At 59.0% G+C, this 12,803-nt stretch carries 14 protein-coding genes; 11 read left to right on the forward strand and 3 right to left on the reverse strand.

Annotated elements, in window-relative coordinates; translation table 11 throughout:
- The first annotated feature begins 36 nt into the window (after positions 1-36).
- From H6F59_RS22030 to H6F59_RS22070, 9 genes are all read left to right on the forward strand, one after another.
- The gene (locus tag H6F59_RS22030; RefSeq protein ID WP_190519504.1) at positions 37-1,203 is read left to right on the forward strand and encodes a sugar phosphate nucleotidyltransferase; all 1,167 of its coding nucleotides are present in this window, start codon (positions 37-39) and stop codon (positions 1,201-1,203) included.
- 285 nt (positions 1,204-1,488) lie between these two features.
- The gene (locus tag H6F59_RS22035; RefSeq protein ID WP_190705712.1) at positions 1,489-2,682 is read left to right on the forward strand and encodes a BMP family ABC transporter substrate-binding protein; all 1,194 of its coding nucleotides are present in this window, start codon (positions 1,489-1,491) and stop codon (positions 2,680-2,682) included.
- 9 nt (positions 2,683-2,691) lie between these two features.
- A complete protein-coding gene (locus H6F59_RS22040) occupies positions 2,692-3,777 on the forward strand; it encodes an ABC transporter permease (RefSeq protein WP_190705715.1) in 1,086 nt (361 codons plus the stop codon).
- Positions 3,778-3,887: 110 nt separating this feature from the next.
- Positions 3,888-4,835 (forward strand): ABC transporter permease, encoded by a 948-nt coding sequence (locus H6F59_RS22045; RefSeq protein WP_190705718.1) that lies wholly within the window; start codon positions 3,888-3,890, stop codon positions 4,833-4,835.
- 129 nt (positions 4,836-4,964) lie between these two features.
- Complete coding sequence (locus H6F59_RS22050) at positions 4,965-5,381, forward strand: hypothetical protein (RefSeq protein ID WP_190705721.1); 417 nt, start codon at positions 4,965-4,967, stop codon at positions 5,379-5,381.
- A 269-nt stretch (positions 5,382-5,650) separates the two neighbouring features.
- Positions 5,651-6,430, forward strand: coding sequence for an SDR family oxidoreductase (locus H6F59_RS22055; protein WP_190705725.1), 780 nt, complete (start codon positions 5,651-5,653; stop codon positions 6,428-6,430).
- A 104-nt stretch (positions 6,431-6,534) separates the two neighbouring features.
- The gene (bcp, locus tag H6F59_RS22060; RefSeq protein ID WP_190705728.1) at positions 6,535-6,999 is read left to right on the forward strand and encodes a thioredoxin-dependent thiol peroxidase; all 465 of its coding nucleotides are present in this window, start codon (positions 6,535-6,537) and stop codon (positions 6,997-6,999) included.
- Between the two features lie 3 nt (positions 7,000-7,002).
- Positions 7,003-7,458 carry an NUDIX domain-containing protein gene (locus tag H6F59_RS22065; RefSeq protein ID WP_190705731.1) on the forward strand — a complete coding sequence of 152 codons (456 nt, stop codon included), beginning with the start codon at positions 7,003-7,005 and terminating at the stop codon, positions 7,456-7,458.
- Positions 7,459-7,538: 80 nt separating this feature from the next.
- Positions 7,539-8,399 carry an alpha/beta fold hydrolase gene (locus H6F59_RS22070; protein ID WP_190705736.1) on the forward strand — a complete coding sequence of 287 codons (861 nt, stop codon included), beginning with the start codon at positions 7,539-7,541 and terminating at the stop codon, positions 8,397-8,399.
- On the opposite strand, the gene H6F59_RS22075 is transcribed toward H6F59_RS22070, so the two are convergent.
- From H6F59_RS22075 to H6F59_RS22085, 3 genes are all read right to left on the reverse strand, one after another.
- On the reverse strand, positions 8,396-9,139 hold the full coding sequence (locus tag H6F59_RS22075) for an alpha/beta fold hydrolase (RefSeq protein ID WP_190705739.1): 744 nt from the start codon (positions 9,137-9,139) through the stop codon (positions 8,396-8,398). The two genes, H6F59_RS22070 and H6F59_RS22075, sit on opposite strands and share 4 nt — an antisense overlap.
- A 7-nt stretch (positions 9,140-9,146) precedes the next feature.
- Positions 9,147-9,524 carry a hypothetical protein gene (locus H6F59_RS22080; RefSeq protein WP_190705742.1) on the reverse strand — a complete coding sequence of 126 codons (378 nt, stop codon included), beginning with the start codon at positions 9,522-9,524 and terminating at the stop codon, positions 9,147-9,149.
- A 179-nt stretch (positions 9,525-9,703) separates the two neighbouring features.
- Entirely contained in the window at positions 9,704-10,042 is a 339-nt protein-coding gene (locus H6F59_RS22085; RefSeq protein WP_190705745.1) for a hypothetical protein, read from the reverse strand.
- Positions 10,043-10,563: 521 nt separating this feature from the next.
- Here H6F59_RS22085 and H6F59_RS22090 point away from each other — a divergent pair.
- On the forward strand, positions 10,564-11,571 hold the full coding sequence (locus tag H6F59_RS22090) for a heme A synthase (protein WP_190705748.1): 1,008 nt from the start codon (positions 10,564-10,566) through the stop codon (positions 11,569-11,571).
- A 78-nt stretch (positions 11,572-11,649) separates the two neighbouring features.
- Positions 11,650-12,630, forward strand: a complete 981-nt coding sequence (locus tag H6F59_RS22095) for a heme o synthase (RefSeq protein ID WP_190705751.1) — start codon at positions 11,650-11,652, stop codon at positions 12,628-12,630.
- Positions 12,631-12,803 lie beyond the last annotated feature (173 nt).

The following is a 12,803-nucleotide window of genomic DNA, read 5'->3' on the forward strand; positions in this document are numbered from 1 at the left end:
GATCATACCCCCATAAATTTTAAGGATCCTATTCATATGAAAGCCATGATCTTGGCTGCCGGTAAAGGCACCCGTGTACGGCCCATCACCTACACCATTCCCAAGCCCATGATTCCGATCATGCAGAAACCGGTGATGGAGTTCTTGCTCGAACTGCTGCGCCAGCACGGGTTCGACCAGATTATGGTGAACGTTAGCCACTTAGCCAACGAAATTGAGGGCTACTTTCGCGATGGGCAGCGCTTTGGGGTTGAGCTGGCCTACTCCTTCGAGGGCCGCATTGAAGAAAATGGCGAACTGGTGGGCGACGCCATCGGCTCTGCCGGAGGGATGCGCAAGATTCAAGACTTTTCGCCCTTTTTTGACGACACCTTTGTGGTGCTCTGCGGCGATGCGCTGATCAACCTCGACCTCACCGAGGCCGTGCGTCGCCACCGCGAAAAGGGCTCCATCGCCACCATTATTACCAAGACCGTGCCCCTCAAGCAGGTGCCCAGCTATGGGGTCGTGGTCACCGATGCCGAAGGACGGGTCAAGTCTTTCCAGGAAAAGCCCTCCGTTGAAGAGGCGCTCAGCACCGAGATCAACACCGGCATCTATATCTTTGAGCCTGAGGTGTTTGACTACATTCCCTCGGGCGTATCGTTTGACATTGGCGGCGACCTGCTGCCTAAGCTGGTGGCCAACAACGCCCCCTTCTACGGCATTCCCATGGAGTTTGAGTGGGTCGACATCGGTAAGGTGCCCGACTACTGGCGCGCCATTCAAGACGTACTCACCGGCGTGGTCAATCTGGTGGATATCCCCGGTCAAGAGATTCGCCCCGGCGTCCATGTGGGTCTCAACGTGAAGGCCAATTGGGACAAGGTCAACATCGAAGGGCCGGTCTACATCGGCGGCATGACCCACATCGAAGACGGAGCCACCATCATCGGCCCCAGCGCCATTGGCAACAACTGCTCGATCTGCAGCGGGGCGATCGTCGACAAGAGCGTGATCTTTGAATATTCGCGCATTGGCCCTGGGGTGCGCCTGGTAGACAAGCTGGTGTTTGGCCGCTACTGCGTGGATAAGACCGGCGCTTCGATCGACATGAAGGCCGCTGCCCTCGACTGGCTGATTACCGATACCCGTCAGGAGTTTCCGCTGGTGCCGCCCGTGGAGCATCGGGCGATCGCCGAGTTGCTAGAGCAGCATATTTAGAGCGATCGACTCGACGTCTAAGCAAATATCCTTCGCCCCAGAGTTAAATTAACCTTGGGGCTTTGTTTTGGTTAATCTCTATCCTCAGATAGTGGCGGAGAGCCCGGCAAACTGTGGTTTTTGATACAACTACTTCAGAGGCTTTTACCAATTCTTAGAAGATGGTGTAAAAGCTAAGGGCAGCTGTTCACGAACCGAGATAATCTCACAGGCGATTCGGTTCGTAACCGGAGCTGTAAGTCCAACACTTTTATTGTTTGCCCCTGTACCGGAGAAAGTTCCCCAATGAGCGATCGCAACCGTTCTTTTCGCCTATCGCGACGGCAGGTAGTGCGGGGGCTGCTGGCCTCCTCCGCCTTTGGGCTGACGGCCAAGTTGAGCACCGGCTGCGCCCAGTCGCCTGGCACCGAGGGCAGCGCGGCCACCGATGGATCTGCCCCAGAAGAACTGGTCGTGGGCTTCATCTACGTCGGGCCTAAGGATGACTTTGGCTACAACCAGGCCCATGCCCAGGGGGCCGCAGCCATGGTCGCCAACGTGCCCGGCATTCGCCTAGTGGAAGAGGCCAGCGTGCCCGAAACCACAGCCGTGGCCGAAGCCATGCGCAGCATGATCGAAATCGACGGGGTCAAGGCACTGTTCCCCACCTCCTTTGGCTACTTTGACCCCCACATTCTCGCCATGGCAGAAGAGTTTCCCGACGTGCAGTTTTTCCACGCCGGGGGGCTCTACCAGGAGGGCGTGCATCCCAAAAATATCTGTAGCTACTTTGGCTACATTGACGAAGCCCAGTACGTGGCCGGGGTGGTGGCGGCCCAGATGAGCCCAGCGGGCAAGCTGGGGTTTGTGGCCGCTAAGCCCATTCCGCAGCTGCTGCGCAACGTCAACAGCTTTACTCTAGGGGCCAGGTCGGTCAACCCAGCCGCCACCACCCAGGTCATCTTTACCGGCGACTGGTCAGTGCCGGTGAAAGAGGCCGAGGCCACCAACAGCATGGCCGACCAGGGCATTGAAGTGATCACCTGCCACGTCGACAGCCCCAAGGTGGTAATGGAAACCGCCGAACGGCGCGGGGTAATGACCTCGGGCTACCACGCCGACCAGAGCTCCCTGGCCCCAAAGGGCTACCTCACCGGGGCCGAATGGGACTGGTCCAGCATTTACACCGCCCTGGGCAAAGACTTCGTGGCTGGCAAAACCCTCATGGCCGGCGACATTCCCCACGTTTTGCGGGGCGGGCTAGCCGATAGCTTCTGCAAGCTGTCGGCCTACGGTCCGGCCGTCAGTGACGAGGCCAAGGCCGCTGGCGATGCCGCTATCGCCGGCATCAAATCTGGCGAGATCGTGATCTACCAAGGGCCGCTCAAGACCAACACCGGGAGCGAGATTTTGCCCGCCGACCAGCAGCTCAAAACTGACAATGTCGAGCTTGAGAAAATGGATTACTTTGTCGAAGGTGTCATCGGGTCCATTAGCTAGGACATCACCATGACGTTGACAACAACCTGGCGGCGATCCCTTGAATCAGTGGCGCTGCCCATGGGGGCAGTGCTGTCTGCCCTGGTAATCTTCGGGGTATTTTGTGCCCTAGTTGGGGCCAACCCCCTAGCGGTGTATGCCTCCATCTATCGAGCCGCCTTTGGCAGCTGGAGCGCCTGGCAAAACACGCTGCTGCGCGCTTCACCGCTGATGCTGACGGCCCTGTGCACGGCTTTACCGGCCCGCCTGGGGCTGGTGATTATTGGCAACGAAGGGGCGCTGGTGATGGGGGGCCTAGCGGCGGTGCTGGTGGGTCTGGCCCTGGGGTCGAGTTTGCCTGGCGAACTGGTGCTGCTGGCTATGGCCCTGGGTAGCCTCGTGGCTGGGGGCCTATGGATAGTGGTGGCAGGAGCCCTGCGCCACTACCGGGGGGTGAACGAAACCATCAGCAGCCTGCTGCTGAACTACGTTGCGATCGCCCTCATGAACCACCTGGTGCAAGGCCCCCTGCGCGACCCCGCCTTTGTTAGCAAGCCCTCCAGCTTTGAAATTGCCCCAGCCGCCTGGCTGGGCAACTTGCCCGACACCCGGGTGCACTGGGGGTTGATATACGGTCTGGTGGCTTCGGCTCTGGCCTACATTTTGATGCAGCGCACCACCTTTGGCTTTGCCGCCCGCACCGCCGGGGGCAATGTGCGCGCTGCCCGCATTGCCGGGCTGCCGGTGGGCAAGCTTACCCTGGCGGTGTGTTTCTTGGCCGGCTCCTGCGCCGGGCTAGCGGGCATGGTAGAAGTCGCCGCCGTACAGAAGCGGTTGAACGAATCAATTGTGTCGAACTACGGCTACGCCGGGATTTTGGTAGCCTTTGTGGCCCGCCACAACCCCCTGGCCACGGTGCTGGTGTCGGTGCTGCTAGGAGGCATTTTGGCCAGCGGTGGCATTTTGCAGCGATCGCACAACCTGCCCGATGCCACCGTGATGGTTTTTCAGGGCATTGTCTTCCTCTGCGTGCTCTACAGCGAATCGCTCTACGGGCGCTTCGCGGTGTTTCAGGAGCGGGAGGTACAGGCTGAAGGTGCGGCTGTGGTTGGGTAGATGGGTGGTTAGGTAGATGGGTGGTTGGGTTAAGCATTCATCATTCGTAGGGTGAGCGGCGGGAAACTTGCCGACCATGGCCTGAATTATCAACGCGTGAGGGGGAAGCAATGGCGACGGAAGCACTGGGTTGGTGGGGCGTACCCTTGGGCATTTTGGCCGGTACCCTGCGGGGCAGCGTGCCCTTTTTGCTGGTCAGTTTGGGCGAATGCCTGACGGAGAAAAGCGGCAAAATTAACCTGGGCCTAGAGGGCACTCTGCTGATGGGAGCGATGAGCGCCTATGCCGTCTCCTACCTGAGTTCGGGCATTGTTGGCCCTACCCTGGCCCCTTGGTTGGGAGTGCTGACGGCGGGGGTAGCGGGCATGGGGTTAGGAGCGATCCACGGCTGGCTGGCGCAGCAGCCCCGGGTCAACGATGTGGCCGTAGGCATCGCCATGATTATCTTTGGCGGTGGATTGGCCAACTTCTTGGGCAAGCCTTTCATTCAGCCCCAGGCCCCACAGTTGCCTACGCTGGCGGCTGGTAGCTGGAGCAGCCTATCCCAGGTGCAGTCGGCGCTGCAAATCAGCCCGCTGTTTTTGCTGGGGGTGGCGATCGTACCGTTGATGAGCTGGTTCTTTAAGTCAACCCGATGGGGTCTCTACGTGCGGGCCGTAGGCGACAGCCCCGATGCCGCCTTGGCCATGGGCATTTCGATCTTCTGGGTGCGCATGGCCAGCATTGTGGCGGGTAGCTTCTTGGCGGGAATTGGCGGAGCCAGCCTGTCGCTGTTTTACCCTGGCGTGTGGACCGAGCGCATCTCCAGCGGCCAGGGGTTGATGGCGGTGGCCCTAGTTATTTTTGCCCGCTGGCAGCCATGGCAGTGTCTGTGGGCCTCATTGCTGTTTGGCGGAGCCCAGGCGTTAGGGCCTGCGTTCCAGTCAGTGGGCATTGACTCGTATTATTACCTGTTCAACGCCGCCCCATACATTCTGACCCTGCTGATCATGATTGTCACCTGCTCACCTAAGCGCACCCTGACGGGCGCTCCGGGGGCTTTGGGGCAGAGCGATTAGCGGCCTGCCTTATCATCTGAGGACCGAAGTATCCGCAGGATCATTGCAGTGGGATAATAAAAACCGGCGACCCTGAGGCGTTTGTCTTCCAATCCTGGCCGCCCTTGTACCTAGCCTGAGATATTTCCCATGACCCAAGCTGAGCAGCTCATTCGCATGGCAGAAGACGAGCTGACAGAGTACAGCACCGACGCCCGCAAGATTGAGAAACTGCGCCGCAAGTTTAGCTTTGCTGTGCCCTACCCCCAGCAGCAGGCCGTGCGGGAGGAAGTGGCGGCGAGCATTCCCAACAACTTTGTCGCCAAGCTAATTGAAGAAAACCGCCAGACGGTGGCTCTACCCTTTTGGGGCATTGGCGGGCTGGGGCTGCTGCTAGGTATTTCGGGCCAGCAACCCCTAGATTTCATTGCTACGGGCATTGGGTTTTACGTAGCCTTTCAGGTGCAGAAGCTGGGCTGGGACTTGCAAGCCAAGCGCCTGGTGCTGCAAACTCTCGATGAGATCGATGCCAGCGTGAAGAATCCAGAGCCGGAGACGGCCTCCTAAGAGTTTTTCTGATTAGAAGCTGCCATAAAAGAGGTGCGGGGCCTGCACTCTTGAGAAGAAGCAAACAGTGCAGATGTTTTCGCTCGCGGAATGGTCTTTGAGGCGATCGCACAAGGAAACTATTGCTCCAAGTCCTGAGCCGGATGCGTTACGCTGGCGCGATGGCGCATTCTGCACAACCTTGAAACCTACCTCGACAACAATCCCCCGCTTTACGACTGGGGCTGTTGCTAAGCGATATTGACAATCGGCATTTATTTTTCTCTGCTATGGCTGAACCGATCGCAAACCAAACCGTTCTGATTACTGGCGCTAGCAGCGGCATTGGGGCTGCCTGCGCTCGCCAGTTTGCCGTCGCTGGAGCACGGCTGATTTTGGCCGCCCGTCGCCAGGCACCCCTAGAGGCGCTGGCCGCAGAACTTCAGCAGCAGCACTCCACTGAGGTCTTGACGGTGGTGCTAGATGTGCGCCAGTCGGGGGCCGTCGGTGAAGCGATCGCAAACTTGCCTGACCCCTGGCAGGCGATCGACATTTTGATCAACAACGCTGGGCTCAGCCGGGGGCTCGACAAGCAGTACGAAGCGCCCCTAGACGACTGGGAGGCCATGATCGACACCAACGTCAAAGGATTGCTCTACGTGACGCGGGCCGTGGTGCCGGGCATGGTGGCGCGGGGGCGCGGCCACGTAGTGAATGTGGGCTCGATCGCCGGACGGCAGACCTACCCCGGCGGCAGCGTCTACTGCGCCACCAAGGCAGCCGTTAGATCCCTATCAGAGGGGCTGAAGCTCGACCTATTGGGCACTCCGGTGCGGGTTACCAACATCGACCCAGGCTTGGTCGAAACCGAGTTCAGCCTAGTGCGCTTTGACGGCGATCGCGATCGCGCCCAGGGCGTTTACCAGGGCATGACTCCCCTGACCGGCGACGATGTGGCCGACGTCATTGTGTTTGCCGTCACTCGCCCAGCCCACGTCAACATCAGCGACGTCATGCTGATGCCGACCGCCCAGGCATCCGTGTTTCACACCCATCGGCAAGCTGAGTAGTTCCCGTAGGTTGTTCTTTTGAGTTGGCCGCAAACACCTGAGCCGCCGACCACCGCTATACAATGGGCGATGGCACAATCATCCCTTCACTCGCAATACCGACTATGACCCTTTCCGTTGGCAACCCCGCTCCCGACTTTAGCCTGCCCGATGCTACCGGCAAGACCTATAGCCTGGCCGACCTCAAGGGTCAGCGAGTAGTGCTGTACTTTTACCCCCGCGACAACACCCCCGGCTGCACCAAAGAAGCCTGTGGGTTCCGCGATCGCTACGCTGACTACCAGGGCAAAGATGCGATCGTGCTGGGAGTGAGTACCGACGACGCCAAGTCCCACAGCAATTTTATCAACAAGTTCAGCCTGCCCTTTCCGCTGCTGGTGGATGAGGGCGGCGAAGTGGCCAGTCGCTACGGCGTTTATGGCCTGAAAAAGTTCATGGGTAAAGAATATATGGGTATTACCCGCAGCACCTTTATCATCGGCCCCGACGGCAACCTGGAGAAAGCCTACCTCAAGGTCAAGGCCGAAACCCACGCCGACGAGGTGCTCGCCGATCTGGACACCCTTTAGCCCATGGCCTACTTTGCCCATATTTTACGCACCCTGCTGGGGCTGCTGCTACGCCGCCCCATTCTCGGCACCTGCGTCATTCCGCTGCTAGCCAATGGCAATATTGTGCTGGTGCGCCGCCGTGACAACGGGCTGTGGAGCCTGCCCGGCGGCATTGTTGACTGGGGTGAAGACGTGATTACCTCCGCCGCCCGCGAGCTCAAAGAAGAGGCCGGGCTCCAGACCGTGGGGCTGGAGCGTCTGGTGGGGGTATACTCCCAGCCGGGACGCGACCCCCGGTTTCATTCAGTGTGTGTAACGGTGGCGGTGCAGGTAACAGGCAAGCCCTATCCGGCTGATCCCCGAGAAATCTTAGAAGCCTCCGCCTTTAGCCCCGACGACCTGCCGTGGGATCGCCTCTCCCACGACCACCGTCAGCATTTGCAAGATTTCTTTAAGGGAGAAACGGTTTTAGCCTAAGCTTTTGGGTAAGTTTGTTGGGTCTGACGGACTGGGCACTGCCCTCCGGTTACCCTAGTGCCATCTACCCACCGAGACCTATGCCGTTACCCGCCGAGATTCCCATTCGCACTGGCCGCATGAAGCTCCCCAGCGGCAACGTGTTTTGGCATGAGGGCGGTAAATCTCAGGCAGAAACGGTGATTTTCTTGCATGGGTCTTGGCAGGACAGCACCCAGTGGCTACCGGCCATGCAGTGCCTGGCTCCTCAATACCATTGCCTAGCCCCCGATCTGCTGGGTTTTGGCGAGTCGTGGCGAGAAGGAAAAGCTTACTCAGTAGCCTTTCAGGTGGAAGCATTGCACAGCTGGCTGAGCGCCCTGCGCATTCATCGGTTTCGGCTAGTGGGCCATTCTTTAGGAGCCTGGGTGGCAGGCCAGTATGCCCTCACCTACCCCGACCAAGTGCAGAGCCTAACGGTGCTGGCCCCCGAGGGCGTGAACGATCGCGCTTTACGAGGCCGCTGGCAGCGCGATCGCTGGCTAGTCGCCCCCTGGTCACCCCTGCCGCTGATGCTGCCTTGGCTGGGTAATGCCGCCTGGGTCAAAGCACTGCGCGCTCGCCACCGTTGTCTGCGCCAGTCTCCTGCCGCCTGCAAGACGCTGTTTCAGCGTCGCACCGCCGCCATCAACGGCGAACTGCTGCACCAGGGACTAGGACAACTTTGGCTGCCGACCCTGGTGCTAGAGGCTGCCACCGCTGACTCCGTGACCCACCAGCTCACCCATGCCTGGCTGCGCCTACTACCCGATCCGCAGTACCGCGAACTCACCGCCGCTGACACGCCCTTAGGAGTAGATGAGCAGGAGTTTGCGGCGGCGATCGATCAGCTCAAGCTCCCTGATTTACCCTTTCAGGTGCGTAAGGTACCCCCCGCCCCGCCCAGGTCGACAGTGCCCTAGCTCTCCACGGGGCTAGTGGCCAGCGTCGCCATTAGTAGTTGAGACAGTTCTTCGGCCCGGTTGAGCACCATGAGATGGCCGCCACCGGGCACGACGACATCGGCACTGCGGTAGCCAAAGGGAAAGATGCGATCGCTGCTGCCGTGAATGTGGACTAAATGCTCAGGCACTACCTGATTGCGCCAGCCCACCACCTGGTTGATAGCCCACTTGAGAAAACAGAGATCGGTATCGACCAACACCTGCTTAAACAGGGAGCAGTCATCGCGGTTGTTGAGGCCAAACAGCCAGTTTAAAAGCCCGTGTACCACCCACAGCAGTTGCTTAAAGGGCACCACCAGCTGCACCGGCAGCCAGCGAAACACTTTATAGTAAGCCGGAATCTGCGCCCCCGTAGTCGCGCTAGAAATCACAATCACCTGCTGTGGGCGGCAAAGCTTTGCCATTTCAATCGCCATTAGCCCGCCAAAGGAAAGCCCCACAAAAATAGGGTTTTCTACCGTGACCTGGGTCAGCAATCGCTGGGCATACTGCTCGATGGACTCGTGGCGATCGGGACGCTGCCATAGAATGTGAACCGGGCGATAGCCCTCTAGCTGTAAGCGTTGGAACACCCGCCAGTCGGCACCGAGACCGCTGATGAAGTAGATCTCGCGCTCGGCGATCGCCACGTTGCCCTCAGTTGCGATCGCCGGAGCTTCAGCTTTGCCCTCTGGGGATGATGTGACGGTGCCAACCATGCTTGCCCTAGCCCTTGAGCGCTTCAATTTCGCGGCGAATTGCCGCTAGCTCTAGGGTCAGTGCCTCTAGATCGCTCTGCACAGCGGTATCAACTACGGGGCTGGCCATGGTGGTAATCGTGGTCTCACCGGCTGCCGGGCCAGAGCCACCAAAGGGGTTAGGCACTTGGCTGAGCAACCCATCCACAAACTGCCGGGCCTCGCGCTCGGTGATCTCGCCTTTAACCTCTAGCTCTTCGGTAAGGCGGTTGACATCGCCGCCCAGGGCAGAAAATTTTTGGTTCGAGGTTTCAGGATCTTGTATGGCTTCAATCAACGATGCGGTGGCCCCGAGAGTAACGCGAATTCCCTTCTGCAAGGTTTGAGACAGGTCATCAGGGTTCATAGCTTGCTGCCTTAAAAACTTCAAATCAAGCGCTTGGAGGTCAAAGCGGACCACGCCAAACGCAACCAGTACCGCTTTGGTGGCCTTTGGCGCTCATATTCTATCGCGCCCCTCCCATCAGATGTAGCATCTCAGGCTACTATCCCACCTGGGGTAGAGGGAAGCGATACGTGGCCCCCTTAGCCCAGGTAAGTGATGACGTCGTCGTAAATCTGCGACAGCTCGGCCTCGGTAGTGACGCGAATGCGATCGTCCCGCAGGGTCAATAGCACCTTGGCCGCAAAGGGGCTGGGCCAAATATTGGGATTGCAAAACACCTCCAGAAATACCTCACCGCTGTGGCGATATTCCATCGGTGACTGGGGAGTCCGGCGACCGGTCTCTCCACCTTGGGCAGCGGCGCTTTTCAGCATGGTCATCAGCTCGTCTAAGGAGGCCTTGAGAGACTGGGCGGCTTCGACCGAAAAGGTAAAGCGAACAGATCCCTGGGGCAGGTTGAGAGTAAGGGGGGCGCTCATGGGTGCAGTATTCGTTGCGATCGGTAAATAGAGCCGTCGATTTGGCTGGGCCACCTAGGTCGAAAACGTTTCACTCACTAGGGCTAATTCAGCCAAACGGCAAGGCCACCCCATTGTGTCACCTGGGCGTCACTTGGCGGCTAGAGTTGGGCATCCAGAGCAGCGATCGCCCCCACTCCATCACCCCTTTCGCCCAGCATCGCCCTAGGGCTCCATCGTCAAACGTAACGATAAGTTACGTTATGTGTCCTGCTATGGCACACCACCGGTTTGTATATAGCCACCTATAGCGATAGTTAAATCCCAAAGAAAACCCTAAAGCTTTGCCAAATCAAGGGTTGACCTCTCTAAAGTGGTAAGCAACGACCCAGGTATGAGGACTAAGGTATGTATTTAGTTCTGTAATCCTCCACCTGAGTGTTTACTCCTACGGGTCTTCGACCGGAGCAGCTTGGGAGCAACACCCCAAACCGCCGTCCGAAGACCGCCCCCAGATCGCATTGCTCACCGCTGGAGATGGCATGGCCGCAAATTTTCCCTCACTTTTATCTCCGGCTACAGCCCGTGAAGCGCTGTGGCCCAATGCTAACGCTGCCCCCACCCCGGTCGATCGCATTCGTCGACTGGTCTGGAAGATTGCCGTGGCCACCCTCGCCCTGATGGCCGTAGGCAGCGCTACCCGGGTGATGAATGCAGGTTTGGCCTGCCCCGACTGGCCCCTATGCTACGGCCAACTGGTGCCCCAGCAGCAGATGAACCTCCAGGTGTTTTTAGAGTGGTTCCACCGGCTTGATGCCGCCCTAATTGGTCTCAGCACCCTGTGGCTGGTTGCTCTCAGCCTATGGTATCGGCGGCAGGTGCCCGGCTGGCTGCCCTGGGCGACGGTAGGCGCACTAGCGCTCATTGGCGTGCAGGGAGCGCTTGGAGGCCTGACGGTAACCCAGCTGCTACGCTTCGACATTGTCACCGCCCACCTGGGTACAGCGCTGCTGTTCTTTAGCGCCATGCTCGTCATTGCCTGCTGTCTGCTGCCCTACCGCAGCACTGGCACGGTGGGCCGCCTGCCCTGGCTGAGCCTAGCAACGTTAGCCGTGGTGTATACCCAATGTTTACTGGGGGGATTAGTAGGGTCACGCTGGGCCGCTCACCAGTGCCTGGGGCTCAAGGAACTGTGCCAGGTGATGAATAGCCATCTGCTGGGCATTTTGCCCACCACTGCTATGGTGCTGGCGCTCACCTGGACGGTGTGGCGGACCCCAGCGCTTACCTATCCCCTGCGGCGGTTGGGCAGCTTGGTTAGCATGCTGCTGGTGCTTCAGCTCGTCATGGGGATTGCCACCTTTCGGCTCCGGCTTCAGATCGAGCCTTTGACCGTAGCCCACCACACCCTGGGAGCAGCGCTAGTCGGCACTCTGGTGTGCTTTACAGTGCTGGCCTGGCGCGATCGCCTCGACCCCATCCCTAGTGAGCCTCGCTTCGGCACTGACGATACACTGCTAGCCTCTACGCCTTCTGCTGTCGAGGCATAACAGCGCTTTCTATTACGAGTACGAGAGTTTTTATCCACTCCTCTAGGCGTATTTAGCTGTCAACTTAGGACTTTTTGCATGAATCAGACCACCACATGGAATGCCCCCACTCGGCACCACGAGACCTTTAAGGCCGTTGTGCAGAGCTATGTGCAGCTTACCAAACCCCGCATTATTCCCCTGCTGCTGATTGAGACAGCGGCGGCCATGTGGGTGGCGAGCCAGGGCGAGATCGACCCGGTGCTGCTGATGGTAACTCTGCTGAGCGGCACCCTGGCAGCGGCTTCGGCCCAGACTATCAACTGCGTCTACGATCGCGACATTGATTTCGACATGGAGCGCACTCGCCACCGTCCCATTCCCTCCGGGCGCATTCAGGTGCGCGACGCGCTGGTGTTTGCTGGGGTGCTGGCGGCGCTGTCTTTTGGACTCCAAGTCTGGGTGGCCAACCTGCTCAGCGCTGGGTTAGCCATGCTGGGCATTGTTATCTACGTAGGGGTCTACACCCTATGGCTGAAGCGGTCTTCGCCTCAAAACATCGTGATCGGCGGTGCCGCCGGAGCGATTCCGCCCCTGGTGGGCTGGGCGGCGGTGACGGGCGATCTACCCCTGGCCGCATGGCTGTTCTTTGCGATTGTGTTCATCTGGACGCCACCTCACTTTTGGGGACTGGCCATGCTAATTCAAGATGAATACGCCAAGGTCAACGTGCCCATGATGCCGGTGATCGCTGGCGACGAGGCCACAGCGCAGCAGATCTGGTACTACACCCTGGTGTTGGTGCCCCTGACGCTGATGATGACGTTTCCCTTGGGAGCAACTGGCGCAGTGTATGCGGCGATCGCCCTGATGCTGGGAGGTATGTTTATTCAACGGGCCTGGGCATTGCTGCAAGCACCGAGCGATCGCGACCTAGCTAAGGGACTGTTCAAGTTCTCGATTCTCTACATGATGCTGCTGTCGGCGGCCATGGTGGTCGATAGCTGGCCGGTGACGCGGGCAGCAGTGGCGAGCCTATCGCAGCCTCTAGAGCACCTAGTAGGCATGCTGCCCTTCTAAGACCTTTCTGAGCCCATAGAATGAGCTGCATCAATAAAAGGGACTAAGGGCGTAGCCTATCTTTCTGGGTACAAGTGTGTTTCAACAGGCCGAAGTGACTATAATGCCTGTTATGAATTTGCCGATTGCGGTGCCCTACATAGCGTTGGGATAGCCGTTGGGCAATGGGTGGT

The organism is Nodosilinea sp. FACHB-141 (assembly GCF_014696135.1).
Classification (GTDB): domain Bacteria; phylum Cyanobacteriota; class Cyanobacteriia; order Phormidesmidales; family Phormidesmidaceae; genus Nodosilinea.

Bases quoted from the DNA above. Each gene is read 5' to 3' on its own strand.
- H6F59_RS22040 (WP_190705715.1), top strand. From the start codon at position 2,692: ATGACGTTGACAACAACCTGGCGGCGATCCCTTGAATCAGTGGCGCTG.
- H6F59_RS22095 (WP_190705751.1), top strand. From the start codon at position 11,650: ATGAATCAGACCACCACATGGAATGCCCCCACTCGGCACCACGAGACC.
- H6F59_RS22035 (WP_190705712.1), top strand. From the start codon at position 1,489: ATGAGCGATCGCAACCGTTCTTTTCGCCTATCGCGACGGCAGGTAGTG.
- H6F59_RS22090 (WP_190705748.1), top strand. From the start codon at position 10,564: ATGGCCGCAAATTTTCCCTCACTTTTATCTCCGGCTACAGCCCGTGAA.
- H6F59_RS22070 (WP_190705736.1), top strand. From the start codon at position 7,539: ATGCCGTTACCCGCCGAGATTCCCATTCGCACTGGCCGCATGAAGCTC.
- H6F59_RS22045 (WP_190705718.1), top strand. From the start codon at position 3,888: ATGGCGACGGAAGCACTGGGTTGGTGGGGCGTACCCTTGGGCATTTTG.
- H6F59_RS22030 (WP_190519504.1), top strand. From the start codon at position 37: ATGAAAGCCATGATCTTGGCTGCCGGTAAAGGCACCCGTGTACGGCCC.
- H6F59_RS22065 (WP_190705731.1), top strand. From the start codon at position 7,003: ATGGCCTACTTTGCCCATATTTTACGCACCCTGCTGGGGCTGCTGCTA.
- H6F59_RS22085 (WP_190705745.1), bottom strand. From the start codon at position 10,042: ATGAGCGCCCCCCTTACTCTCAACCTGCCCCAGGGATCTGTTCGCTTT.
- H6F59_RS22080 (WP_190705742.1), bottom strand. From the start codon at position 9,524: ATGAACCCTGATGACCTGTCTCAAACCTTGCAGAAGGGAATTCGCGTT.
- H6F59_RS22055 (WP_190705725.1), top strand. From the start codon at position 5,651: ATGGCTGAACCGATCGCAAACCAAACCGTTCTGATTACTGGCGCTAGC.
- bcp (WP_190705728.1), top strand. From the start codon at position 6,535: ATGACCCTTTCCGTTGGCAACCCCGCTCCCGACTTTAGCCTGCCCGAT.
- H6F59_RS22075 (WP_190705739.1), bottom strand. From the start codon at position 9,139: ATGGTTGGCACCGTCACATCATCCCCAGAGGGCAAAGCTGAAGCTCCG.
- H6F59_RS22050 (WP_190705721.1), top strand. From the start codon at position 4,965: ATGACCCAAGCTGAGCAGCTCATTCGCATGGCAGAAGACGAGCTGACA.